Origin of the sequence: Streptomyces sp. NPDC087270 (assembly GCF_044744625.1) — a bacterium.
In the GTDB taxonomy this organism is placed as follows: Bacteria; Actinomycetota; Actinomycetes; order Streptomycetales; family Streptomycetaceae; genus Actinacidiphila.
In genome coordinates this window covers 408,637-433,842 of record NZ_JBIUYR010000006.1, presented here as the reverse complement: position 1 = coordinate 433,842, position 25,206 = coordinate 408,637, and the positions used below count along the sequence as shown (strand labels likewise).

19 protein-coding genes are annotated in these 25,206 nt (G+C 71.2%); 5 read left to right on the top strand and 14 right to left on the bottom strand.

The genetic code is table 11. From position 1 onward, the window contains the following. Positions 1-109: 109 nt before the first annotated feature. The 3 genes from dnaE (at position 110) to ACIPAE_RS15390 (ending at position 5,386) form a co-directional block, all read left to right on the top strand. Positions 110-3,673 carry a DNA polymerase III subunit alpha gene (dnaE, locus tag ACIPAE_RS15400; RefSeq protein ID WP_402445437.1) on the top strand — a complete coding sequence of 1,188 codons (3,564 nt, stop codon included), beginning with the start codon at positions 110-112 and terminating at the stop codon, positions 3,671-3,673. Between the two features lie 141 nt (positions 3,674-3,814). After that, positions 3,815-4,498, top strand: a complete 684-nt coding sequence (locus ACIPAE_RS15395) for a hypothetical protein (RefSeq protein WP_366414522.1) — start codon at positions 3,815-3,817, stop codon at positions 4,496-4,498. A gap of 72 nt (positions 4,499-4,570) precedes the next feature. After that, positions 4,571-5,386, top strand: a complete 816-nt coding sequence (locus ACIPAE_RS15390) for a thioredoxin domain-containing protein (protein WP_366414521.1) — start codon at positions 4,571-4,573, stop codon at positions 5,384-5,386. A 112-nt stretch (positions 5,387-5,498) separates the two neighbouring features. On the opposite strand, the gene ACIPAE_RS15385 is transcribed toward ACIPAE_RS15390, so the two are convergent. Continuing rightward, the gene (locus ACIPAE_RS15385; RefSeq protein ID WP_366414297.1) at positions 5,499-6,074 is read right to left on the bottom strand and encodes a dienelactone hydrolase family protein; all 576 of its coding nucleotides are present in this window, start codon (positions 6,072-6,074) and stop codon (positions 5,499-5,501) included. A gap of 127 nt (positions 6,075-6,201) precedes the next feature. Between ACIPAE_RS15385 and ACIPAE_RS15380 the strand changes: the two genes are divergently transcribed. Then, a complete protein-coding gene (locus ACIPAE_RS15380) occupies positions 6,202-7,254 on the top strand; it encodes a mechanosensitive ion channel family protein (RefSeq protein WP_402445434.1) in 1,053 nt (350 codons plus the stop codon). 58 nt (positions 7,255-7,312) lie between these two features. On the opposite strand, the gene ACIPAE_RS15375 is transcribed toward ACIPAE_RS15380, so the two are convergent. From ACIPAE_RS15375 to ACIPAE_RS15360, 4 genes are all read right to left on the bottom strand, one after another. Next, positions 7,313-8,905 (bottom strand): Na+/H+ antiporter, encoded by a 1,593-nt coding sequence (locus ACIPAE_RS15375; protein WP_329370448.1) that lies wholly within the window; start codon positions 8,903-8,905, stop codon positions 7,313-7,315. A 20-nt stretch (positions 8,906-8,925) separates the two neighbouring features. Then, complete coding sequence (locus tag ACIPAE_RS15370) at positions 8,926-9,867, bottom strand: RluA family pseudouridine synthase (protein ID WP_329370446.1); 942 nt, start codon at positions 9,865-9,867, stop codon at positions 8,926-8,928. A gap of 103 nt (positions 9,868-9,970) precedes the next feature. Then, entirely contained in the window at positions 9,971-10,567 is a 597-nt protein-coding gene (gene lspA, locus ACIPAE_RS15365) for a signal peptidase II (protein WP_402445432.1), read from the bottom strand. Positions 10,568-11,047: 480 nt separating this feature from the next. Further along, on the bottom strand, positions 11,048-12,025 hold the full coding sequence (locus tag ACIPAE_RS15360) for a TraR/DksA family transcriptional regulator (protein ID WP_402445430.1): 978 nt from the start codon (positions 12,023-12,025) through the stop codon (positions 11,048-11,050). A gap of 649 nt (positions 12,026-12,674) precedes the next feature. Between ACIPAE_RS15360 and ileS the strand changes: the two genes are divergently transcribed. Next, positions 12,675-15,821: an isoleucine--tRNA ligase gene (gene ileS, locus ACIPAE_RS15355; RefSeq protein ID WP_329370442.1), complete on the top strand. Its 3,147-nt coding sequence runs from the start codon at positions 12,675-12,677 to the stop codon at positions 15,819-15,821. A 192-nt stretch (positions 15,822-16,013) separates the two neighbouring features. Here the strand turns inward: ileS and ACIPAE_RS15350 are convergent, their stop codons facing one another. The 9 genes from ACIPAE_RS15350 to ftsW form a co-directional block, all read right to left on the bottom strand. Beyond that, positions 16,014-17,306, bottom strand: a complete 1,293-nt coding sequence (locus ACIPAE_RS15350; protein WP_329370441.1) for a DivIVA domain-containing protein — start codon at positions 17,304-17,306, stop codon at positions 16,014-16,016. 46 nt (positions 17,307-17,352) lie between these two features. Continuing rightward, positions 17,353-17,640 (bottom strand): YggT family protein, encoded by a 288-nt coding sequence (locus ACIPAE_RS15345; RefSeq protein WP_328462956.1) that lies wholly within the window; start codon positions 17,638-17,640, stop codon positions 17,353-17,355. Positions 17,641-17,732: 92 nt separating this feature from the next. Next, complete coding sequence (locus ACIPAE_RS15340; RefSeq protein WP_366414293.1) at positions 17,733-18,350, bottom strand: cell division protein SepF; 618 nt, start codon at positions 18,348-18,350, stop codon at positions 17,733-17,735. A 94-nt stretch (positions 18,351-18,444) separates the two neighbouring features. Further along, the gene (locus ACIPAE_RS15335) at positions 18,445-19,164 is read right to left on the bottom strand and encodes a YggS family pyridoxal phosphate-dependent enzyme (RefSeq protein ID WP_402445427.1); all 720 of its coding nucleotides are present in this window, start codon (positions 19,162-19,164) and stop codon (positions 18,445-18,447) included. 6 nt (positions 19,165-19,170) lie between these two features. Next, positions 19,171-19,923 carry a peptidoglycan editing factor PgeF gene (pgeF, locus tag ACIPAE_RS15330; protein ID WP_328462962.1) on the bottom strand — a complete coding sequence of 251 codons (753 nt, stop codon included), beginning with the start codon at positions 19,921-19,923 and terminating at the stop codon, positions 19,171-19,173. A gap of 31 nt (positions 19,924-19,954) precedes the next feature. Continuing rightward, positions 19,955-21,220 carry a cell division protein FtsZ gene (gene ftsZ / locus ACIPAE_RS15325; RefSeq protein WP_329370435.1) on the bottom strand — a complete coding sequence of 422 codons (1,266 nt, stop codon included), beginning with the start codon at positions 21,218-21,220 and terminating at the stop codon, positions 19,955-19,957. Between the two features lie 261 nt (positions 21,221-21,481). Further along, a complete protein-coding gene (locus ACIPAE_RS15320; RefSeq protein WP_329370433.1) occupies positions 21,482-22,270 on the bottom strand; it encodes an FtsQ-type POTRA domain-containing protein in 789 nt (262 codons plus the stop codon). 83 nt (positions 22,271-22,353) lie between these two features. Then, complete coding sequence (gene murG / locus ACIPAE_RS15315) at positions 22,354-23,442, bottom strand: undecaprenyldiphospho-muramoylpentapeptide beta-N-acetylglucosaminyltransferase (RefSeq protein WP_328473970.1); 1,089 nt, start codon at positions 23,440-23,442, stop codon at positions 22,354-22,356. Between the two features lie 6 nt (positions 23,443-23,448). Next, the gene (ftsW, locus tag ACIPAE_RS15310; RefSeq protein ID WP_402445508.1) at positions 23,449-24,927 is read right to left on the bottom strand and encodes a putative lipid II flippase FtsW; all 1,479 of its coding nucleotides are present in this window, start codon (positions 24,925-24,927) and stop codon (positions 23,449-23,451) included. Positions 24,928-25,206 lie beyond the last annotated feature (279 nt).

Here is a 25,206-nt window from a genome sequence, read left to right as displayed (position 1 = left end):
GCACGGGGTACGGCGGCCGCCCCCGGGTGCGGGCGATGCACCGGCGGATCGACCCGGCGAGCGACTAGGGTGGAGACTTCCCCGCGATCGTCCTGGAGGTGCCAGCCCGGTGGCCGACAGCTTTGTTCACCTGCACAATCACACCGAGTACTCGATGCTCGACGGCGCCCAGCGCCTGAAGCCGATGTTCACCGAAGTGGCGCGGCAGGGCATGCCCGCCATCGCCATGAGCGACCACGGGAACATGTTCGGTGCGTACGAGTTCCAGCAGGTCGCCAAGGGCTTCGACGCGGTGAAGCCGATCATCGGCATCGAGGCGTACGTCGCACCGTCGCACCGCAGGTACAAGAAGCAGGAGTTCTGGGGTCCCGGCGGGCAGCGGGCGATGTCGGACGACGGCGAGGGAAGCAAGGACGTCTCCGGCGGCGGCCGCTTCACCCACATGACGATGTGGGCGCAGAACGTCCAGGGCCTTCGCAACCTGTTCTACCTGTCGACGGAGGCCAGCTACACGGGGCAGTTCCCCGCGGGCAAGCCGCGGATGGACATGGAGCTGATCTCCGAGCACGCCGCCGGGATCATCGGCACCACGGGCTGCCCCTCGGGCGCCATCCAGACCCGGCTGCGGCTGAACCAGTACGACGAGGCGCGCAAGGTCGCGGCCGCCTACCAGGACATCCTCGGCAAGGAGAACTACTTCCTCGAGCTGATGGACCACGGCCTGGACCTGGAGCGCAACGTACGGGACGACCTGCTGCGGCTGGCGAAGGACCTGGACATCCCGCTGCTGGCGACCAACGACGCGCACTACGTCCTGGAGGAGCACGCCGACGCGCACGACAACCTGCTGTGCATCGGGGTCGGCAAGAACAAGGACGACCCGAACCGCTTCAAGTTCAACGGCACCGGCTACTACCTCAAGACCGCCGCGCAGATGCGGGAGTTGTTCAAGGAACTCCCGGAGGCGTGCGACAACACGCTGCTGATCGCCGAGCGGATCGAGGCGTACGACGAGGTCTTCGACCTCGAGGACGAGATGCCGCAGTACCCGGACGTGCCCGAGGGCGAGACGCAGGAGTCGTGGCTGCGCCAGGAGGTCCTCAAGGGCCTGGCGATGCGCTACGGCGACCCGATCCCCGCGGAGGTGCTGGAGCGCTTCGAGACCGAGATGAAGGTCATCGGTCCGATGGGCTTCTCCTCCTACTTCCTCGTGGTCGCGGACATCTGCCGGCACGCGCGGGACAACAAGATCCCGGTCGGCCCGGGCCGTGGATCGGCGACCGGCTCGATCGTCGCCTACGCGACGAGGATCACCGAGCTGTGCCCGCTGGAGCACGGCCTGCTCTTCGAGCGGTTCCTGAACCCCGAGCGCATCAACCCGCCGGACGTCGACCTCGACTTCGACGACCGCAAGCGGGACCAGATGGTCGCCTACGTGGTGGAGAAGTACGGCGACGAGTACACCGCGCTGGTCAACACCTTCGGCAAGCTGAAGGCCAAGAACGCGATCAAGGACACCTCGCGGATTCTCGGCTACCCCTTCGCGCACGGCGAGCGCATCACCAAGGCGCTGCCGGCCGACGTGATGGGCAAGAGCATCCCGATCGACGGCGTCTTCAACCCCGAGCACCCGCGGTACGGCGAGGCCGGCGAGATCCGGACGCTCTACCAGAACGAGCCCGACGTCAAGAAGGTGGTGGACAGCGCCAAGGGCGTCGAGGGGCTGATCCGCAACACCGGTGTGCACGCGGCCGCGGTCATCCTGTCGAAGACCAAGCTGACCAACCGCATTCCGCTGCACATGCGCAAGGACGGCACGAAGATCACGGGGTTCGACTACCCGTCGTGCGAGTCCATGGGCCTGGTCAAGATGGACTTCCTCGGCCTGCGGAACCTGGGCGTGATCGACCAGGCGATCCAGAACGTGCGGGAGAACCGCGGCGTCGACCTCAGCACCGAGAACATCCCGCTGGACGACAAGAACACCTACGCGCTGCTGGCCCGCGGTGACACCTTCGGGGTGTTCCAGCTCGACGGCGGCGGCATGCGGACGCTGCTCAAGGCGATGGAGCCGAGCCGGTTCGAGGACATCGCGGCGGCCCTGGCGCTGTACCGGCCGGGCCCGATGGCGGCCAACGCGCACATGAACTACGCCAGCCGCAAGACCGGCCGGCAGGCCGTCGAGCCGATCCACCCGGAGCTGAAGGACGCGCTGGAGCCGATCCTCGGCAACACCTTCCACTTGCTGATCTACCAAGAGCAGATCATGGCCATCGCCCGCCAGTTGGCGGGCTACACCCTCGGCGGCGCCGACCTGCTGCGCCGCGCGATGGGCAAGAAGAAGCCCGAGGTGCTGGCCGCGGAGTGGGAGAAGTTCCACGGCGGCATGCGGGACAACGGGTACTCCGAGGAGTCCATCAAGGCGCTGTGGGACGTCATGCTCCCGTTCTCGGGATACGCGTTCAACAAGTCGCACACCGCCGGCTACGGGCTGGTGTCGTTCTGGACCGCCTACCTCAAGGCCAACTACCCGGCCGAGTACATGGCGGCGCTGCTCACCTCGGTCGGGGACGACAAGGACAAGGCGGCCATCTACCTCGCCGACGCCCGCAAGAGCGGCGTCCAGGTCCTGGCGCCCGACGTGAACGCCTCGGTCGCGGAGTTCACCGCCGTCGGCGAGGACGTCCGGTTCGGTCTGAAGTCCGTGCGGAACGTGGGCGAGGGCGTCATCGAGGCGCTGATCGCGGCGCGCAAGTCCAAGGGCCTGTTCACCTCGTTCGCCGACTTCCTGGACAAGGTGAGCATCCCGGTCCTGAACAAGCGCGCCATCGAGTCGCTGATCAAGGCCGGCGCGTTCGACTCGCTCGGCCACACCCGGATGGGACTGTCCGCCGTCTTCGAGGACGCGGTCGACGCGATCGTCCCGGTCAAGAAGGCCGAGGCGTACGGACAGGACGACCTCTTCGCGAGCATGGGCGCGCCCGGCGAGGACGTACAGACCTTCGGGCTGGACTTCGCCATCCCCGAGACCGAGTGGCCGCGCAAGCAACTCCTCGCCATCGAGCGGGACATGCTCGGCCTGTACGTGTCGGCGCACCCGCTGGACGGCACCGAGCACATCCTCGCGCGCAACCGCGACACCACCCTCGCCGAGCTGCTGGCCTCCGGCCAGGAACGGCCGGTGAAGGTCGCGGGGCTCATCACCGGGGTCGACCGTAAAATGACCAAGCAGGGCAACGCCTGGGCCGCGGTCACCTTCGCGGACCGCGACGCGAGCATCGAGGTGTGCTTCTTCCCGGCGACCTACCAGCTGGTGGGTCACGCGCTCATCCCCGACAGCGTCGTCTCGATCAGCGGCCGGGCGCAGGACCGCGACGGCACGATGAACATCATCGGTTCCGAGCTGGCGGAGCTGGACGTGTCCTCCGCGGAGAGCGGCGGGAAGCCCCCGGTGCAACTGGCCTTCCGCGAGCACAAGATCCTGCGGCACGACGCGATCAACGAGCTGCGCCGCATCCTGTCCGCCCACCCCGGCGAGAGCCCGGTACGCGCGAAGGTCTCCGGCCCGCAGAAGACCACCGTCTACGAGCTGGGATTCCTCGTCGACCCCACCACGGTCGCCTCGGAGATCAAGGTCTCCTTCGGCGCCGACGTCTGGCTCGGCGTCGCGTGACCCGGTGAACGCACCGTAAGTCCCGATCGGCCCGGCCGGGCGCACCGTACCCGCGGTGCCGTCCAGCCGGGCCGAACCGTCTCCGGTTGGTGTCCGACCTTTAGGTCACACATACAGGTTCGCGTGGCACACTCTGTGCCCATGGAGACCCTGGGCGCGATACGTCCGCGGCTGAGGGCGGCGCGTGCCGCCCTGTTCGCCGCGCTCTGCGTCACGCTCTCCTCCACGTCGCACGTCCTGATGGCTCACAAGCCGCTGCCGCTGACCGTCGTCCTGGGCGCCTTCGCGGCCGTCTTCGCTCTGGCCTACGCCCTCGGTGGCCGCGAGCGCGGCTTCTGGGCGATCAGCGGGATGATGGTGCCGCTGGAACTGGCCGTGGACACCCTCTTCACCTCCGGCCAGCAGTCCTGTTACGGGCCCGACGGCGGCCCCGTCACCGGCTCGTGGCGGTCGCTGCACGAGGCGGTGGTCTGCCACGGCGGCCAGGTCGGCACGCAGCTTCCCACCGTCTCCCCCGCGCAGGCCGCCACCTCCCACCACGGCGCTTCCGCACTGCCGTGGCTGCTGCTGGCCGTGCACGTCGCGGTCGGCCTGCTCGCGTCCTGGTGGCTGCGGCGCGGTGAGGCCGCGGTGCACCGCGTGCTGCGGGCGGTGGCCGTCGCCGCGTTCCGCCCGCTGCTGTTCGCGGTCACCGCGGTCGGCGCCATGGCGGGCACCACCCCCGGCCGGGTCCGCCCCGCCACCCCGGCCGTCGCGCACCTCGCCGCCCGGCCGCTGCTGCACTCCGTCGTACGCCGAGGACCGCCGCTCGCGCTCGCTGCCTGACCAGGCAGCCGGCCCGACCCGCACGTCCTTCCCCCACATTCACGCGTACTTCTTCATCCGGAGATATCAGCCATGAGCAGCAGGAACAGCAAGCAGAGCAAGGCCGCCGCGCGCGAGCGGCTGCGCGCCCAGCGCGAGAAGGAAGCCAAGCGCGCGAAGGTGCGCCGCCAGATCATCGTCGCCGCCGGTGTCGTCGTGGTCCTGGCCGCGGCGGGCGGCATAGCCGTGGCGGTCAACAACGCCAACAAGCCGAGCAAGCCCAGCAAGTGGACGACCGCCTCGAAGGCCACCCTGGTCAAGCCGGCCAACACCTCGGGCACCAACGGCACCGTCATCACCCTCGGCGACCCGAACAACAAGAACACGGTCGAGGAGTGGGAGGACATGCGCTGCCCGTACTGCGCCGCCTACGAGCAGGAGTCCGGCGCGGCCGTGCTCCAAGGCGTCAAGGACGGCAAGTACAAGATCGTGCTGCACATCGGCACGTTCCTGGACACGAACCTCGGCGGCACCGGCTCCAAGCAGGCGCTGAGCGCACTGGGCGCCGCGCTGAACGTGTCGACGGACGCGTTCGAGCAGTTCCACACCCTGCTGTACTCCAAGGCCGTCCACCCGGACGAGAACAAGGACACCTTCAGCGACCCCGCGAAGCTCATCTCCATCGCGCAGAAGGTCCCCGCGCTCAAGGGCAACACGAAGTTCTCCGACGCGGTGACGAAGGGCACCTACGACAAGTGGGCCATGGACACCAGCTCCGTGTTCGAGAAGTTCCTGGACGACAAGACCATCTCCGGCACCCCGACGGTGAAGGTGAACGGCAAGAGCGTGGACGTCAACGGCGTGCCGGTCGCGACCGTGACAGCCGGAATCCAGGCCGACCTGAAGTAGCACGGGCACCTGGTGGGGTCGGGCGGCCCGGTGCCGCCCGACCCCCGGGTCCGCAGTCAGCCCCCTCGGCCGCACGAAGCAGCCGAGGAGTGCCTAGCCGTCGGCCTTCCGGCTACAGGTCCGCCAGGAAGTCCAGGGCGATCGGCCAGGTGCGCTCCGCGGCCTCCTCGTCGTAGTCGGGGAGGTCGGGGTCGGTGTAGAGGTGGCCGGCGCCGCGGTAGCGGAAGACCTCCACGTCGGCGCCGGCCCGCCGCATCCGCAGGTACCACGCGTTCAGCCAGTCGTCCGGCTCGAAGGGGTCCGGGTCGGCGACATGGAGCTGCACCGGGATGTCGGTGGCCGCGTCGTCCGCGATGTCCGAGGTGCCGTGCAGGAGCAGCAGCCCGCGGGCCTTCTCGTCGCCGAGGGCGAGGTTCTGCGCCAGCGCGGCGCCCATCGAGAACCCCGCGTAGACCAGGCCCTTCTCGGAGTGCGGGGCGGCGGCCACGATCGCCCGGCGCAGCAACTCCTCGTTGCCGATCTCGTCGCGGATCTTCCGGCCGTCCTCGACGCTGTCCGCCACCCGGCCGTCGAACAGGTCCGGCACGTGCACCTCGTGCCCGGCCGCGCGCAGCCGCTCGGCCGCGGAGTGTACGGCGGGCCGCAGCCCGTAGGTGGAGTGCAGCAGCACGATCGTCGCAGATGTCACAAGGGGCCTTCGTTCACGGTCCGTCGGGTACGGGTCCCATGGTGCCAGTTGCCAGCGGCAGGTCGGACGCCGTACACAGGTGCCGTACGGGGCTGCCGACGGACGGGAAGAGAAGCAGGTGGTGGGCATGGAGAGCACGCTGCGGCCGATCGTGGTGGTCGGCGCGGCGGTCGTGCTGACGGTACTGGTCGGCTGGATAGGCGACCGGGCGCTGCGCTCGGCCGACGCGCGGCACCCGGAGACCCCGCTGTGGGACCTGCTGCGCCGCTGCCGGCTGCCGTCGCAGGTGGTGCTCTGCACGGCCCTGCTGCGCGGCGCCTACCACGCCGCGCACTTCGAGGACGACCACGCGGCGGCCATCGGCCAGGCGCTCACCCTGGTGCTGATCGCCGCGTCGGCCTGGCTGGTGGTCCGCGTCGCGGCCGCCGTCATCGACTCCTCCTACGCCCGCTACGCCGCCACCGCGCACAGCGTGCCGAAGATCCGCCGGCTGCGTACCCAACTCACCCTCATCCAGCGGGTGCTGACCGCGATCGTCGGCGTGATCGCGGTCGCCTCGATGCTCTTCACGTTCCCGGAGATGCGGACCGTCGGCGCGTCCGTCCTGGCCTCGGCCGGCATCATCGGCATCGTCGCCGGTGTGGCCGCCCAGTCCACCCTCAGCAACCTCTTCGCCGGGCTCCAGATCGCCTTCGGGGACATGGTGCGGATCGGCGACACCGTGGTCGTCGACGGCGAGTGGGGCGAGGTCGAGGAGATCACGCTCACCTTTCTGAGCGTACGGACCTGGGACGAGCGCCGGATCACCATGCCCGTCTCGTACTTCACCAGCAAGCCGTTCGAGAACTGGTCGCGCGGCGACCCCCGGATGACCGGCGCGGTCCTCCTCCACCTCGACCACTCCGCGCCCGTCGACCTCATGCGCAAGCGCCTGCTGGAGATACTCGAGCAGGCCGCCGAGTGGGACCACCGGGCCTGGAGCCTGGTCGTCCTCGACACCACCCCCACCACCGTCCAGGTGCGCGCCGTCGCCACCGCCAAGGACGCCGGCGACATCTTCGCGCTCCGCTGCCTCATCCGCGAGCAACTCATCGACTGGCTGCGCACGGAGCACCCGTACGCGCTCCCCCGCGTCAGCGTTCGCGTGCAGGACGAGCCCCCGCCCAGCCCCGACAGGTAGTCCCGGGGCCTCCCCCGGTGTCCCGGAACCGGCAGAGCTCACCACCCCGCCGGGTCCGTCACACCCCTCGCATGGACCGCAGATCGAGATGTCTCAGCACGCGATCCACGATCTCCGGGTCGGACCCGGGTTCGCTGCGGGCGGAGAGCACCTCGTGGCGGGCCGCGGAGAGCATGTCGTCCTGGATACGGCGCAGCGCCTTGATCCGCCGGGCGCGCCCCGCGTGGCTCTCGCGCCGCTCGTCGTCGAGGACATCGGGCGAGATACGGGCCCCGAGGTCGATCGCCCGGTGGTAGAGCATCTCCGCGAGTTCCTCGTCGAGGTCCTCCGCCGTCTCGATCTCCTTGAGCCGCCTCCTGGCCGCCTTCATCGCGCGCAGCGCCAGCGCGCGTTCCTGGTCGTGCTCGACCTCGATGTCCCCGGTGACCCCGAGCCTGCGCACCAGCCAGGGCAGCGTGAGTCCCTGGATCACGAGGGTGACCAGGACCACGGAGAAGGCGATGAAGAGCAGTTGGGCGCGGGCGGGGAACGGGTCGCCGTGGTCCGTGGTGAGCGGGATCGCCAGCGCGAGGGCGACGGAGGCCACCCCGCGCATCCCGGCCCACCACATGGTGACCGTCTCCCGCCAGGTCAGCGGGATGTCCTCGTCCATGTCCCGCAGCGTGTGCAGCCGCTTGGCGATGGCCGCGGCGGGCAGCAGGTAGAGCAGCCGGATGCCGACCACGACGGCGACGATCAGCCCGGCGTCGCGCAGCATCGGCCCCCAGTGTCCGGCGCCCGCGCTGAAGACGTGGTGCATCTCCAGGCCGATCAGCCCGAAGGCGATCCCGGTGACGAGGGTGTCGACGATCTCCCAGAAGGTGTTGCCGGCCAGCCGTGCGGTCACGTCGTCGGCCTCGAAGGCGTACTCGGTGAGGAAGAGCGCCGCGGTGAGCACGGCGAGCACGCCGGAGCCGTGCAGCCCCTCGGCGATCGCGTAGGAGGCGAACGGCACCAGCAGCGACAGGCCGATCTGCAAGGTGGCGTCGCCGACCACGCCCATCAGCTTGTTCGCGCCCCAGCCGAGCACCAGCCCGACCGCGACCGCGACGACCGCCGACAGGACGAACTCCAGGACGGCGTGCGGCAGCGAGAAGTGGCCGGAGAGCACCGCCGCGACCGCCACGTGGTAGAGCACGATCGCGGTGACGTCGTTGAACAGCCCCTCCCCTTCGAGGATGGAGATCATCCGGCGGGGCAGGCCGAGGCTGCCGGCCACCGCGGTCGCGGCGACCGGGTCCGGCGGGGCCACCAGGGCGCCGAGGGTGACGGCGGCGGCCAGCGTGATCCCGGGCACCACCGCGTTGGCGACGGCCGCGACCGCGGCCGTGGTGAGGAACACCAGGGCGACCGCGAGCAGGAAGATCGCCCGCCGGTTCGCCGCGAACTGCCGCCACGAGGTGCGCTGCACCGAGGCGTACAGCAGCGGCGGCAGCACCAGCGGCAGGATCAACTCGGGGTTGATCTCGATGTTCGGCACCTGCGGGATCAGCGCCAGCACGCCGCCCAGCACGGTCATCAGCACCGGCGAGGGCAGCCCGACCCGTTCGGCCACGGGCACCATGACGATCGCGGCCAGCATGATCGCGAAGAACAGCGCGAGTTGATCCACGCCGCTAGGTTGCCACGCGGTTACTGGCTGTCGGCCCTCACCACGTCCAGTGCGGCCTGGAGGTCTTGGGGATACGTGCTTTCGAACTCGACCCACTCGCCGTCCGCGGGGTGCTCGAAGCCCAGTCGCACCGCGTGCAGCCACTGCCGGGTCAGCCCGAGCCGCTTGGCCAGCGTCGGGTCGGCCCCGTAGGTGAGGTCGCCGACGCAGGGGTGGCGGTGCGCGGACATGTGCACCCGGATCTGGTGGGTGCGGCCGGTCTCCAGCTTGATGTCGAGCAGGCTCGCGGAGCGGAACGCCTCGATCAGGTCGTAGTGCGTCACCGACGGCTTGCCCTCGGCGGTCACCGCCCACTTGTAGTCGTGAGTGGGGTGCCGGCCGATCGGCGCGTCGATGGTGCCGCTCATCGGGTCGGGGTGGCCCTGCACCAGAGCGTGGTAGCGCTTGTCCACCACGCGGTCGCGGAACTGCTGCTTGAGCCGGGTGTACGCCCGCTCGGACTTGGCCACGGCCATCAGCCCGGAGGTGCCCACGTCCAGCCGGTGCACGATGCCCTGGCGCTCGGCGGCGCCGGACGTGGAAATCCGGTACCCGGCGGCGGCCAGCCCGCCGATCACGGTGGTCCCGGTCCACCCGGGGCTGGGGTGCGCGGCGACCCCGACCGGCTTGACGACGACCACCACGTCCTCGTCGTCGTACACGATCTCCATGCCCTCGACGGGCTCGGCGACGATCTGTACGGGGGCGGCCGGCGCGGGCATCTCCACCTCGAGCCACGCCCCGCCGTGCACCCGCTCGGACTTGCCCGCCGCTGCCCCGTCGATCGACACCTTCCCGGCCGCGGCCAGTTCGGCGGCCTTCGTCCTGGAGAAGCCGAACATGCGGGCGATGGCGGCGTCGACGCGCTCGCCCTCCAGGCCGTCGGGCACGGGAAGGGAGCGGACCTCGGGAAGCGTACTCACCTGGTCGAGTATGCCGGACGCGGCGCGGCCCGGACGCCGGGCGGCCTCCGAGCGGTCTCCAAGCGGCCTCCGGGGGGACGCCGTACGGTCCCCGCGCCGGCGGTCAGTCGTCGCGCTGCTGGCGCTTGCCGTCAGGCTCGATACCCAGGAAGGAGAGCAGCACGATCAGGACGCCACCGCAGGTGATCGCGGAGTCGGCGAGGTTGAAGATCGCGAAGTGCTCGGGCGCGATGAAGTCGACCACGCGGCCCTGGAACCCGCCGGGGGTGCGGAAGACCCGGTCGGTGAGGTTGCCGAAGGCCCCGCCGAGCAGCAGGCCGAGCGCGATCGCCCACGGGACGCTGTACAGGCGGCGGGAGAGACGGACGATCACCACGATGACGCCGGCGGCGATCACCGTGAACACGATGGTCATGCCCTGGCCGATGCCGAAGGCCGCGCCGCCGTTCCGGATCGCGTCCAGCCGCAGGTAGTGGCCGAAGATGTCGACCGGATCATGGTTCTCCAGGCTGTGCACCACCCACAGCTTCGAGAGCAGGTCCAGCAGGTACGCCAGTGCCGCGACGCCTATCAGCACGGCGACCCGGCGCCTGCCGCGCGGCGCCGGCGCCGCCTCGGTGGCCCCGCCCGCGCCCTTCTCCGCGCCCGCCTCCGCGTCCGGCGTCTCCGGTGTGGTGATGGTGCGCTCCGCTTCCGTCACGTCAGTCCCTAGCCTTGTGTGCCCGACCCTCCGTGCGAGGGTACCAAGGGGCCCCCGACCCCCGGGCTTCCCCGCACTGTCGGTTCCGGGACCACCTCCCGGTGGTGGGTTGCTCGCGCCGTTCTCCCCCCAGAGCTTCGCCTGGGAGGTACCCCCACGCGCCCCTGGGTAGGCCGACCTTCTGAGGTGCGCTGTCCCCGCGGCGACCAGCCACCACGAAGGGGCGCGGGGAACTGCGCGACCAGCCCAATGCCGGGGGAAGATCCGGCGAGCCCCCGCAAGGGGCGGCCCGGACGGCAGTCCAACCCGCCCAAGCCCCGCGAGAACCAGGCACACCCGGGTACAGGGAAGAAGCGAGGCTCTTTTCACGGAAGGCCCGAGCGAAACCCAGGGGCGCGGGAACCGACGCGCGCAACCGCCCACCGGGGGGTGGTCCCCGGGCCGACAGAACGGGGGCACCCGGGGGGTCGGGGGCACCGTTCAGCGGCGCTCTTGGCGCTGCTTGTCGTCGAGGCACAGCGTCGCCCGGGGGAACGCCTGCATACGGGCCTTCCCGATCGGCTTGCCGCAGACCTCGCAGAGCCCGTACGTCCCTTCGTCGAGCCGGCGCAGCGCGTGATCCGCCTGCGTGAGCATCTCCCGGGTGTTCGCGGCGAGCGCCAGCTCCGACTCGCGGGTGATGTTCTTGGACCCGGTGTCCGCCTCGTCGCCCGCGCCGTCCCCGGAGTCGCGCAGCAGGCCGGCGACGGCGGCCTCGGAGGAGGCGATCTCCGTCTTGAGCCGCTCCACCTCCGCGAGCAGCTCCGACCGCGCCTCCTCGACCTCCTCGGGGGTCCACGGGTCCTCGCCGGGCAGCACCGCGAGGCCGCCCGGCTCCGCCGCGTTCCGCGCCGCGGGCACCGCGGAGTCGGCCGTCCCGGCCACCGTCTTCTTAGCTCCCACCTTGCGGGCTCCTGTCTTCCTGGTCCCAGCCTCGCCGGCGGACGCCGCTTCGGCTTTCGGCCGCTGAGCTGCCGAAGTCTTCTTCGCGGCGGCCTTCTTGCCGGCCGCCTTCTTGGCCGTGGTCTTCTTCGCGGGCGCCTTCTTGGCGGCGGACTTCTTGGCGGCGGACTTCTTCGCCGCCGTCTTCTTCGCCGCGGCTGTCTTCTTCCGCGCCGCAGTCCCGGTCGCCCCCGCCCCCGTCGTCGCCTCAGTGGCTGTGTCCTCCACGCCTGTCGGCGCCTCCTCCGCAGAAGCCTCGGTCCCACCGGTGCGGCGGGTCGCGGCGTGGGCGCCGCCGGCCGCGCTCTTCTTCGCCGTCCGCTTGGCCGCCGTCCGTTTGGCCGAGCGGGCGGCGGGCGCCTCCGCCGCCGATTCCGTGCCGGTCGCGCCCTTCTTCGTGGCCGCCTTCTTCCCGGCGGCCTTCTTGGCCGGTTCACTCGCCGCCGCCGCGGTGGCGGCGGGCTTCTTCACGACCATGGCCGCGACCCCTTCACGTCAGTGATCTCGTTCGCGAATCGTGCCGGAAACGGTAAATCGGGCATCGATCCGCGGCAACGGGGCGCGCTGCCGGGCCGACCGGCACCCCTCGGCGGGGAACCGGTCTGCATCCGTTGTGCCCAGCTCACCGTCAGGTATTCCGCCGTAACCCGCGAACCATGCCGCATTCCGGAACAAAGACGGCCATCAGGGTCACCCCGCGTCCGGGACGGGCAGGTGGAAGGCCACCGGAGGGCGGAAGAAGGCGGGCGCGGCGGCCGGGCCGGGGCGGGGGAAAACGGTGCGCGGGCGCGGCGCGCGGGCCCGTACACTGGGCGCAGCGAAAGGCGTGGATGGGACGAGTAGCGCCGCACGCAGCCATGAGCGACCCGGGGACGGTGGAAGCCCGGGGGTGTGCGCGGTGCGAAGATCACCCCGGAGTCGCCGGAAGAAGGCCCACGGGCGTGCGGTGAGCACACCCGTCCGCTGGTAGAACCGGCCTCGCGACCCCAATGAGGGGGCGGTGGGTCCCGTACGGGCCCGGCACACCGCCAAGGAGGGTGGTACCGCGGGAGCGCCGGCACAGGCTCTCGTCCCTCCGACGGAAGAACGCGACAAGCGACAAGCGTCCGCCGGAGGAAGAACCCTGATGAGCCAGCCGCGCCAGCCGCAGTACCGCCAGGTACCCGCACAGGTCGACCTGCCCGCCCTCGAACACGAGGTGCTGGAGCTGTGGAGCGAGCGGAAGACCTTCGCCCGCTCGGTCCAGCAGTCCGAGGGCCGCCCGGACTGGGTCTTCTACGAGGGCCCGCCGACCGCCAACGGCATGCCCGGCGCCCACCACATCGAGGCGCGCGTCTTCAAGGACGTCTTCCCGCGCTTCAAGACCATGCAGGGCCACCACGTGACCCGCAAGGCCGGCTGGGACTGCCACGGCCTGCCGGTCGAGCTGGCGGTGGAGAAGGAACTGGGCTTCACCGGCAAGCAGGACATCGAGAAGTACGGCATCGCGGAGTTCAACGCGAAGTGCCGCGCGTCGGTGACCCGGCACACCGACGCCTTCACCGAGCTGACCACGCGCATGGGCTACTGGGTGGACCTCGACGACGCCTACCGCACCATGGACCCCCAGTACATCGAGTCGGTGTGGTGGTCGCTCAAGCAGATCTTCGACAAGGGCCTGCTGGTGCAGGACTACCGGGTCGCCCCCTGGTGCCCGCGCGACCAGACCGGGCTGTCCGACCACGAACTCGCGCAGGGCTACGAGACGGTCGTCGACCCCTCGGTCTACGTGCGCTTCCCGCTCACCTCCGGCCCGCTGGCCGGCGAGGCTTCGCTCCTGGTGTGGACGACCACCCCCTGGACCCTGGTCTCCAACACGGCGGTCGCCGCGCACCCCGACGTGACGTACGTGGTGGCCACCGACGGCACCGAGCGGCTGGTCGTCGCCGAACCGCTGCTCGGCAAGGCGCTCGGCGAAGGATGGGCCACGACCGGGCAGACCTTCACCGGCCGCGAGATGGAGCGCTGGACGTACCAGCGCCCGTTCGACTACGTGGACATCCCCGACGCGCACTTCGTCGTCAACGCCGAGTACGTCACCACCGAGGACGGCACCGGGCTGGTGCACCAGTCCCCCGCGTTCGGCGAGGACGACCTCAGGACCTGCCGCGCGTACGGCCTGCCGGTGGTCAACCCGGTCCGCCCGGACGGCACCTTCCAGCCGGACGTGCCGCTGGTCGGCGGGGTCTTCTTCAAGAAGGCCGACGAGACGCTGGTCGCCGAACTCGACGCGGCCGGCCGGCTCTTCCGGCACCTGCCCTACGAGCACAGCTACCCGCACTGCTGGCGCTGCCACACCGCGCTGCTCTACTACGCCCAGCCGTCCTGGTACATCCGCACCACCGCGGTCAAGGACGCGCTGCTGCGGGAGAACGAGCGCACCAACTGGTACCCGGAGACCGTCAAGCACGGCCGCTACGGCGACTGGCTGGACAACAACGTGGACTGGGCGCTGTCCCGCAACCGCTACTGGGGCACCCCGCTGCCCATCTGGCGCTGCGCCGACGGCCACCTCACCTGCGCCGGCTCGCGCGCCGACCTCACCGAGCTGACCGGTACCGACCAGTCCGGCCTCGACCCGCACCGCCCGTACATCGACGCGGTCACCTTCCCCTGCCCGGAGTGCGGGCAGACCGCGACCCGGGTGCCCGAGGTGATCGACGCCTGGTACGACTCCGGGTCGATGCCGTTCGCGCAGTGGGGCTATCCGTACCGCAACAAGGAGATCTTCGAGCGGACCTACCCCGCGCAGTTCATCTCCGAGGCGATCGACCAGACCCGCGGCTGGTTCTACACGCTGATGGCCATCGGCACCCTGGTCTTCGACCGGTCCTCGTACGAGAACGTGGTCTGCCTCGGCCACATCCTCGCCGAGGACGGCCGCAAGATGTCCAAGCACCTCGGCAACATCCTGGAGCCGATCCCGCTGATGGACCAGCACGGCGCCGACGCGGTGCGCTGGTTCATGGCCGCGGGCGGCTCGCCGTGGGCGGCCCGCCGGGTCGGGCACGGCACCATCCAGGAGGTGGTCCGCAAGACGCTGCTCACCTACTGGAACACGGTCGCCTTCCAGGCGCTGTACGCCCGCACCTCCGGCTGGGCGCCGTCCGCGGCCGACCCGGCGGTGGCGGACCGGCCGCTGCTGGACCGCTGGCTGGTCGGCGAGCTCAACGCGCTGGTCCGCGACACCACCGCCGCGCTGGAGGACTTCGACACCCAGCGGGCCGGCAAGCTGCTGTCCGCCTTCGTCGACGACCTGTCCAACTGGTATGTCCGGCGCTCCCGGCGGCGGTTCTGGCAGGGCGACGCGGCCGCGCTGCGCACCCTGCACGACGTGCTGGAGACCTTCACCCGGCTGATGGCGCCGCTGGTGCCGTTCATCACCGAGCGGGTCTGGCAGGACCTGGTGGTCCCGGTGGTGCCCGACGCCCCCGACTCGGTCCACCTCGCCGAGTGGCCGGTGGCCGACGCCGAGCGGATCGACCCGGCGCTGTCCGAGCAGGTACGGCTGGTCCGCCGGCTGGTCGAACTCGGCCGCGCCACCCGCGCGGAGTCCGGGGTGAAGACCCGGCAGCCGCTGTCCCGTGCGCTGGTGGCGGCGAGCGGTTTCGCGACGCTGCCGTCCGAACTGCGCGACCAGATCGCGGAGGAGCTGAACGTCTCCTCGCTCGCGTCCCTCTCCGAGGTGGGCGGGTCGCTGGTCGACACCAGCGCCAAGGCCAACTTCCGCGCGCTGGGCAAGCGGTTCGGCAAGGGAGTCCAGGCGGTCGCGGCCGCCGTCGCCGCCGCTGACGCGAGTGTCCTGTCGGCGCAGTTGCGGGAGAGCGGCACCACGAGTGTCGAGGTCGACGGTGAGAGGGTCACGCTCTCCCCGGAGGAGGTCATCGTCACGGAGACTCCTCGCGAGGGGTGGTCGGTCGCGTCGGACTCCGGTGCGACCGTGGCGCTCGACCTCACGATCACGCCCGAGTTGCGGCTCGCCGGGCTCGCCCGCGATGCGATCCGGCTCATCCAGGAGGCGCGCAAGCAGTCGGGATTCGACGTGGCGGACCGGGTCGAGATCCGCTGGACCTCGACCGACCCCGAGGTCACGGGGGCTCTCGACGCCCACGGCTCCCTGATCTCCGAGGAGGTCCTGGCCACCGACTTCTCCCAGGGCGCCCCCGCCCCCGAGTCCGGCCCCGCCTTCACGGACGAGGGCCTGTCGCTCACCTTCACCCTGCGGAGGGCCTAGCCGCGAACGGGCGGGGGCGCCCTCATCCGTGAGGGCGCCCCCGCCCCGGGGAGCCGTCGCCTGTCGGGGCAACCCCGCCCCGGCAGGGGCACCCTGAGGGGCGGGTGGGCGGGAAGCACAAAAGGTCCGGGCCCCGCTGGGGAAATGTTTCCCCGGGGGCCCGGACCTTCGTCGTGCTGGGAGAGCGACGTCCTAGTTGTCGTCCTCGTCAATCAGGAACCCTCGCATCGGCGTCGGTGCCTGCTGCAACGGCTGCGGCCCCTGCGGCCGTACCGGAGCCATCGGCTGCGTCATCGCGGGCGACATCTGCTGCTGGCCACCATACGTGGGCCCGGGTGTGTGCCCGCCGCCCATGGAGCCGTTCTGCGCGGCACCGGCTCCGTAGGAAGGCCCACCGGAACCGCCGTGACCCATCGCTCCGGCACCCGCGGGCGCCATCCCGCCCATGGAGCTGCTGCCGCCCATGGAACCGCCACCACCCATGGAACTGCCGCCCATGGAAGGCGCGGAGGGCAGCGACGGCGCCGGCGGGGAGGTCCGCGGCGGGGCGAGCGAGTCGTCCGCCTGGTTCTCCAACTGGCGCAGCTGCGACTCCAGGTAGGACTTCAGCCGGGTGCGGTACTCCCGCTCGAACCCGCGCAGGTCCTCGACCTTGCGCTCGAGCGTCGCCCGCGCGGACTCCAGGGAGCCCATGGCCACGCGGTGCTTCTCCTGGGCGTCCCGCTCCAGCGCGTCGGCCTTGGCGCGGGCGTCCCGCTCCAGGCCCTCGGCGCGGCTGCGCGCTTCGCCCACGATCTTGTTGGCCTCGGACCGCGCCTCGGCGATCGCCTGGTCGGCGGTCTGCTGGGCGAGCGAGAGGACGCGGGCGGCGCTGTCGCCACCGGGGCCCTGCTGCTGCATCGGGTGCTGGCCCATCGGGCCGGGGCCGCCCTGCATGCCCGGACCGCCGGGACCACCAGGCCCCTGCATACCCGGACCACCGGGACCCTGCATGCCACCAGGACCCTGCTGCTGCATGGGGTGCCCCTGCTGCTGCATCGGGTGCTGGCCCATCTGGCCCATCGGGCCGGGGCCTTGCTGCTGCATGGGGTGCTGCCCCATCTGCCCCATCTGGCCCGGGCCGGGGCCGTGCTGCTGCTGCCCACTCGGTCCAGCCGGCAGCTGCGGTGCGCCACCCGGCAGTTGGGGCGGGCCCATCTGCTGCTGCGGCATCTGCTGCTGCACCGGCTGCGGTCCGGATATGGCGGCGGGGACCGGACGATCCTGCTGCTCCGGCTTGCGCATGTTCTGCGGCTGCTGGTTGGCAGCGGCGGCCCGAGTCGCAGCGGCCAACTTGGCCCGCAGGTCCTCGTTCTCGCGGAGCAGTCGGGTCAGTTCCGACTCCACCTCGTCGAGGAAGGCGTCGACCTCGTCCTCGTCATAGCCCTCTCGGAGGCGGACGGTCGTGAACTGCTTGTTCCGAACGTCCTCGGGGGTCAGCGGCATCTCTTCACCTCAACGTGATCGTCGACATATCGGGAGCCCACACCGTTCACATCAAACCCCCTACGACGGAGATCAGGATGAACACGATGATCATCAATACGAAGAAGGACAGGTCGAGCGCCACGCCCCCGAGACGTAGCGGCGGGATGAAACGCCGCAGAAGCTTAAGTGGCGGATCGGTGACAGTGTAGGTGGCTTCCAGGATGACCACCATCGCCTTCCCAGGGTGCCACGAACGGGCGAACTGGAAGACGTAATCCATCACCAATCGGAAGATGAGCACGAACAGGAAGACGTACAGCGCGATGTACAGCACCTGGAGTGCGACATTCATCGCGCTTCCCTCTCCCCTGCTCATCCATCGGCCTGCCGGCCGGGTCCTACATGTCGTGCGGTTGCGTTCTGCCTGGTCAGACCAGGTTCAGGCTAGCTCTGGTTGAAGAACCCACCCTCGGCGATGCGAGCCTTGTCCTCCGCCGTGACATCGACGTTAGCAGGCGAGAGCAGAAAGACCTTCTGCGTCACCCGCTCGATGCTGCCGTGCAGGCCGAAGACCAGACCGGCGGCAAAGTCGACAAGTCGCTTCGCGTCGGTGTCGTCCATCTCGGTCAAGTTCATGATCACCGGGGTGCCTTCACGGAAGTGTTCCCCGATGGTACGGGCTTCGTTGTAGGTCCGGGGGTGCAGCGTGGTGATCCGGTACGGTTCCCGCTCTGACACGACCTTGGGCATGATCACCGGTGCGTTCTTCTCCAGGTTCTGACGTTCGGGTGTGATGGATGCCACTGGGGCGATCCGCGGTTCGCGCGGCGCCGGGGCATGCACCAGCCGCGGGGGGTCGTCCTGCGGCTGCGGGCTCGGCGGCACGTGCTGGCTGTGCGGCCTACGAGGGGCGGCGCGTTCGGGCTCCGGGTCGGCCCGGCCGCTGGGCGGCGTGGCCATCTCGGGCTCGAACTCGTCGTCGGGGTCGAACCCCGGTCCGTCGTATCCGTCGTCCTCCACGAGACCGAGGTAGACCGCCATCTTGCGCATCGCGCCGGCCATGCTCTGCGTCCTCTCAGCGGGGTTCGGTCCGCGGCCGCCGCTCGGGGCGGCCGCCACACCATATTTATGCTGTGGTCCGACTTGTTTGGTGACGTTACCGGAGCCCGGGACGGACTCCGAGTACCGCCGTACCGACGCGTACATGTGTCGCTCCGGCGGCCACCGCTTCGTCCAGATCCTGACTCATCCCTGCCGAGACCATGTTCGCAGCCGGATGCGTCTCGCGCAGGCGGGATGAGATTTCCGCCAACCGATCGAAGGCCGCGCGGGGTTGACCCGCGTACGCCCCCGCCAGCGGCGCGACCGTCATCACACCGTCGAGCCGCAGCCCGTCGGCGGCGGCGATCGCGTCGGCCAGCGGGCCCACCGCGTCGGGTGCCACCCCGCCGCGTTCGCCCCGGTCGCCGGACTCCGCGTCGAGGGCGACCTGCACCAGGCAGCCGAGCCGTCTTCCCGCGGCGGTGGCCGCGGCGGACAGTGCGGTGACCAGGCGAGGGCGGTCGACGGAGTGCACGTGGTCAGCGTAACGGACCACGGAGCGCGCTTTGTTGGTCTGCAACTGGCCGACGAAGTGCCAGGTCAGCGGGAGGTCGGCGCATGCGGCGGCCTTGGGTCCGGCATCCTGGTCGCGGTTCTCCGCGACCTGCCGCACACCGAGGCCGGACAGCACCCGGACGTCCTCGGCCGGGTAGGTCTTCGTCACCACGATCAGGGTGACCTCGTCGCGGCTCCGGCCGGCCGCCTCGCAGGCGCGCGCGATCCGTTCCCGTACCACCGCCAGGTTCGCGGCGATCTCTTCGGCTCTGCTCGACACTCCCGTTCACCCGGTCCGTTCCGGCGCCGCGGCGGCCGTGCCGTCCGGCCCGCCGTCGCGCCAGACATAGCCCGCCAGCCGGCCGGTGGTGCGGTCGCGGCGGTACGAGAAGTGGTCGGCGGACTCCCGCGTGCAGACCGTCGGACCCTCGATCACCCGTACGCCGCAGCGCGCGAGTTGGGCGATCACGCCGGCGCTCACATCGAGCGCGGGCGTACCCCAACTCGTCTCGGCGTACGACTCGGGTACGGCGGACGCGACCTCGCTCCGGAGCGCGGCGGGCACCTCATAGCACTTACCGCACACCGAGGGGCCGAGCAGCGCGCTGATCCGCTCCGGCCGCGCGCCGGCCGCGACCATCGCGCCGACCGCGGCCGGCACCACGCCGGCCACCAGTCCGGGCCGTCCGGCGTGCGCGGCGGCGACCACGCCGGCGGCGGGGTCGGCGAGCAACACCGGTACGCAGTCGGCGGTGAGCACCGCGAGGGTCAGGTCCGCGCGGGTGGTGACGACGGCGTCGGCCGCCGGAACCGGTCTCTCGCCCCAGGGTGCGTCGACGACCACGACGTCGCGGCCGTGCACCTGGTGCATCCACACCACCCGGTCCGCGTCGCGGCCGAGCGCCCGCGCGGCGCGCTCGCGGTTGGCCCGGACCGCGGCCGGGTCGTCGCCCACCGCGCCACCGAGGTTGAGGCTGTCATACGGAACGGCGCTCACCCCGCCCCACCTGTCGGTGAAGGCGAAGTGCGCGCCGTCCACTGCCGTGCTGTGCCCTATCACTTCCGGGCGGTCACTTCAGGAAGTCGGGAACGTCGAGTTCCTCGACGGCCGGGTCCTGGTACGGCCGGGCCGGCGGGACCAGCGGGCCGGACGGGGTGCCGGGGTTCTCGGCGACCGGCTCGCTGTCCGGCTCGGGCTCCCGCTCGACCGGCGCCGGCACGCTGCCGATACCGGTGAACGACGGGGTCAGCCGGCCCGCGTCGGAGCCGGCGCCCCGGCCGGCACCGGCGCCGGACGAACCGGTCGGGGTGCCGGACGAAGAGCCCGACGAGTCGTCACGGGCGGTGTAGCCGCCGACCAGTTTGTCCCGGCTGCCCTTGGTCGGCGGCTGGCCGCCGTCGAAGCCGGCCGCGATGACGGTCACCCGCACCTCGTCGCCGAGGGCGTCGTCGATGACCGCGCCGAAGATGATGTTCGCCTCGGGGTGGGCGGCCTCGCTGACCAGTTGGGCCGCCTCGTTGATCTCGAACAGGCCGAGGTCGGAGCCACCGGAGATGGAGAGCAGCACACCGCGGGCGCCGTCGATCGACGCCTCCAGCAGCGGCGAGGAGATCGCCATCTCCGCGGCCGCCACCGCGCGGTCGTCGCCGCGGGCGGAGCCGATGCCCATCAGCGCGGAACCCGCCTCGGACATCACCGACTTGACGTCGGCGAAGTCAAGGTTGATCAGGCCGGGGGTGGTGATCAGGTCGGTGATGCCCTGCACGCCGGAGAGCAGCACCTGGTCCGCGGAGCGGAAGGCGTCCAGCACGCTCACCTGGCGGTCGGAGATCGACAGCAGCCGGTCGTTGGGGATCACGATCAGCGTGTCGACGTTCTCCCGCAGGCCGGCGATGCCGTCCTCGGCCTGGTTGGCGCGGCGGCGGCCCTCGAAGGTGAAGGGGCGGGTCACCACGCCGATGGTGAGCGCCCCCAGCGAGCGGGCGATGTTGGCCACGACGGGGGCGCCGCCGGTGCCGGTGCCGCCCCCCTCGCCCGCGGTGACGAAGACCATGTCGGCGCCCTTGAGCACCTCTTCGATCTCCTCGCGGTGGTCCTCCGCGGCCTTGCGGCCGACGTCGGGGTTGGCGCCGGCGCCGAGGCCCCGGGTCAGTTCGCGGCCGACGTCCAGCTTGACGTCGGCGTCGCTCATGAGCAGGGCCTGCGCATCGGTATTGATCGCGATGAACTCGACGCCCTTGAGACCGACCTCGATCATCCGGTTGATGGCGTTGACGCCACCGCCGCCGATGCCGACGACCTTGATGACTGCGAGGTAGTTCTGCGGTGCTGCCACGTCGAAGGCCTCTCGCCTCGAGTTACGAATCGTGTGGGACGGTCGGTACGCTCGCCGGTGCCGTTCCGAACCCTAACCCTGAGGTTTAGGGTTACCAGTACGCCAGTCCCATGTGTTCCCTTGGGACGAGACACTAAGTCGACAAGCGGTGGCGGTTCAACGAACACGCCGAACCTCCCGTTTTTCTTTTCACCCTATGTGATCACGCCGTCCTTCGCGCAGCCGGGTGCGAACGCCTTGTCGCGGCTGGCCTCCCAGCCGTCAACTCCCGGAAGCAGCAGGGGCGGTGGGCGCACTGACGTCGTAGTGCGTCGCGTCCGGCTGCGCCTTCATCAGCGCGGCGAGCGTGCGCGCCTTGCGTGCGCCGTTCTCGGAACTCCCCCACACCACCTCGCGCCCGCCGGAGAGTTCGACGGTGATGCCGTCGTAGGAACGCACCCGGATCGCGGTGGCGTGGCCACTGAGGGATTGCGGCAACTCGGCCGAGACGGCAATGGCGGCGCGCAGCAGTCCCTTTGTGCCGAATTGGCGAACGCTCGCGGCCTGCGGGTCGGTCAACTGCACCAGCGGCACCCCGCGCGGCGCCCGGTCGACGGTGGCGAATCGCACGCCACCGCGGTCGACTTCGGTGTAGCGGGTGCCGTTCTTGAGCACGGCCGACGGGGTCCGTTCGACGATCCGCAGCTTGACGGTGTGCGGCCAGGAGCGGTCCACGTCCACGTGGTCGATGCGCGGGAGCGCGGTGGTGAGCCGTTTGCCGACGGCGCCGGTGTCCACGGAGAACAGGGCGCCGCCGAGCGGGACTTTCGCCGCGCTGACGATCTGATCATCGGTCAATACGGAGTTCCCGGTGACCTTGACGCGTTCGGCCCGCAGCAGCGGAGAGCCGTACACGAGGTAGCCGCCGCCCCCGCCGACCACGGTCAACGCGACCAGCGCGAGCAGCAGTACGTTCCGCCTGCGGCGCGCCGTGCCGCGGGGTGGCCGAGGCGACGGTCGGAGCGGGCCGCCCCGCACGCGGCTCGCGCCGGGCGCTGCCAGTCGGGTCATCTCGGCCTCCGGGGTGGGCGATGGTGCTCCTATCCTGCAACGGGTTCGCCCGCGGGTACGGCAACCCGCCGCGGGAGTCCCCGTTACCGTCGGGCGGCGATCGCCTCGTAGACCATTCGCATCAGCAGCTCGTCCGCGTCGCGGCGGCCGAACTCCGCGGCGGCGCGGGACATGTCGTACAGCCGGTGCGGGTCGGTGAGGACGGGAAGGACGTTCCCCAGCACCCAGTCCGGCGTCAGCTCCGCGTCGTCCACCAGCACGCCGCCGCCGGCCTTGACCACCGGCTGCGCGTTGAGCCGCTGCTCGCCGTTGCCGATCGGCAGCGGCACGTACGCCGCGGGCAGCCCCACCGCGGAGAGTTCGGCCACGGTCATCGCGCCGGCCCGGCACAGCATCATGTCGGCGGCGGCGTAGGCGAGATCCATCCGGTCGAGGTAGGGCACCGGACGGTACGGCGGCATGCCGGGCATGTTGTCGGACTGCGGCAGTTCGTTCTTCGGGCCGACCGCGTGCAGGATCTGCACCCCGGACTGCTGGAGCCGCGGGGCGACCGTGGTCACCACCTCGTTGAGCCGCCGGGCGCCCTGGGAGCCGCCGGAGACCAGCAGCGTCGGCAGGTTCTGGTCGAGGCCGAACGCGTGCCGGGCCTCGGGGCGGGCGGCGGCCCGGTCGAGGGTGGCGATGGAGCGGCGCAGCGGGATGCCGATGTAGTGCGAGTCGCGCAGCTTGCTGTCCGGGGTGGAGACGGCCACGGTGTGCGCGTAGCGGGAGCCGATCTTGTTGGCCAGGCCCGGCCGGGCGTTGGCCTCGTGGACGACGATCGGCACGCCGAGGCGCTTGGCGGCGAGGTACCCGGGCAGGGCGACGTAGCCGCCGAAGCCGACCAGGCAGTCGGCCTTGGTGCGCTCCAGGATCTGCTCGGCGGCCTTGATGGTGCCGCGCAGCCGACCGGGGACGGTGATCAGTTCGGGGGTGGGCCGGCGCGGCAGCGGGACCGCGGGGATGAGGGCGAGTTCGTAGCCCCGCTCGGGCACGAGCCTGGTCTCCAGGCCGCGCTCGGTGCCCAGTGCGGTGATTCCCACGGTCGGGTCCTGCCTGCGCAGGGCATCGGCGAGCGCGAGCGCCGGCTCGATGTGGCCGGCGGTCCCCCCACCGGCGAGTACGACATGCACCGTCATTCACCGCTCTCCCGACGGCCGCCTTCCGGTACGCCGTCGCATCGTCCTTTTCATCACCCCGGTCAGGGAGTTGTGCTCCCGCATGGCCAGGGCCGCCCGCGCCGCCGGCTCGCTTCTGGCGAAGGAGATCAGCAGCCCCACGGCGTACATGGTCGGCAGGAGGGCCGAGCCTCCGTAGGAGAACAGCGGGAGCGGGACACCGGCGATCGGCAGCAGGCCGAGCACCGCACCGACGTTGATCACGGATTGGACCGTGATCCAGGTGGTCACGCCACCCGCTGCGAACCTGACGAAGGGGTCCTCCGTGCGACCGGCCACGCGGATACCCGCGTAGCCTAGTGCCGCGAAGAGGGCGAGTACGGACAGCGTGCCCGCCAGGCCCAGTTCCTCACCGGTCACGGCGAAGATGAAGTCGGTGTGCGGCTCGGGAAGTTCGCCCCATTTCTCCACGCTCGCGCCCAGGCCGGTGCCGAACCAGCCGCCAGAGGCGAGGGCGTAGATGCCGTGCACGGCCTGCCAGCACTGGTCGTTGGCGCCGGGTGAGGTCGCGGCGATGCAGTGCAGCCGGCCCATCCGGTTGGGGCTGGTCGCCACGAAGAGCGCGGCCAGCACGCCGGCCGCGGCCAGCACGCCGGTGAACAGCCGGGTGGGGGCGCCGGCCAGCCACAGCAGGCCGAACAGGACCGCGGTGAGCACCATGGTGGTGCCCATGTCGCCGCCGAGCATGATCAGGCCGAGCAGCAGCACGGCGACCGGCACCAGCGGCACCAGCAGGTGCTTCCACTGGGTGAGCAGCTTCTTCTCGTTCTTGCGGGCCAGCAGGTCGGCGCCCCACATCACCAGGGCGAGCTTGCCGAACTCGCTGGGCTGGAGCTGGAACGGGCCGCCGATGGACAGCCAGTTGGTGTTGCCGTTGACCGTCTGCCCTATCCCCGGCACCTGGACCAGGCACATCAGGAAGACCGCGCCGAGCAGCAGCGGGTAGGCCAGCGCCCGGTGCAGCCGGATCGGCATCCGCGCCGCCGCGTACAGCAGCACCGAGCCGATCGCCACGGCCATCAGCTGCTTGCGGAAGTAGTACGTCGACGGCAGGCCGTAGCGCAGCGCCTGGATCATCGACGCGGAGTAGACCATCACCAGGCCGAGCACGGTGATCAGCAGCCCGGCGCCGAGGATCACGTAGTACGCGGTGAGCGGGCGGTCCCATGCGTCGCGCACCTGCTTCGGCAGCCGTGCCGCGCCGCGCCGCGCGCTGCCGCGCGGCCGGTTGCCGCCGGCCGTGTACCGGGGCGGGCGGGCGGCCGGTACGGATGCGCCGCGCGGGCGGTCCGACGGGGGCGTTGCCGCGCGGCGCACGGCGGCGCGCTCCGCGGCGGCGGCCCGGGAGCCGCCGTGGTCCGCGGTGCTCGCGCTGCCGCGCGGGGCGGCCGGGCCGTCGCCGGCGGCGGCCCGCCGCACGCGACCCGTGGGGGACGGCATCCGCCGCCCGGAACCCGCGGGCGCGCCCTCGGCGCCCTGGCCCGCGCGCGGTGCGCTGGGTGCCCGGTCGGCCCGGCGCTCGCCGGAAGGCCGGGGGCCGTCGGAGATCCCGCCGGCGCCGGACAGCCGGCCCCGGTCGGTGCGGCGCCCCTCGTCGGCCCGGCGGCCGTTCCCGGACGCCCCGTCAGCACCGGTCGGCCGGCCGCGATCCGGCGCCGGGCGCTCGCCCGGCGACCGTGCTCCGCCCGCGCGGCCGCCGCCGGCGGCGGTACGGCCGGA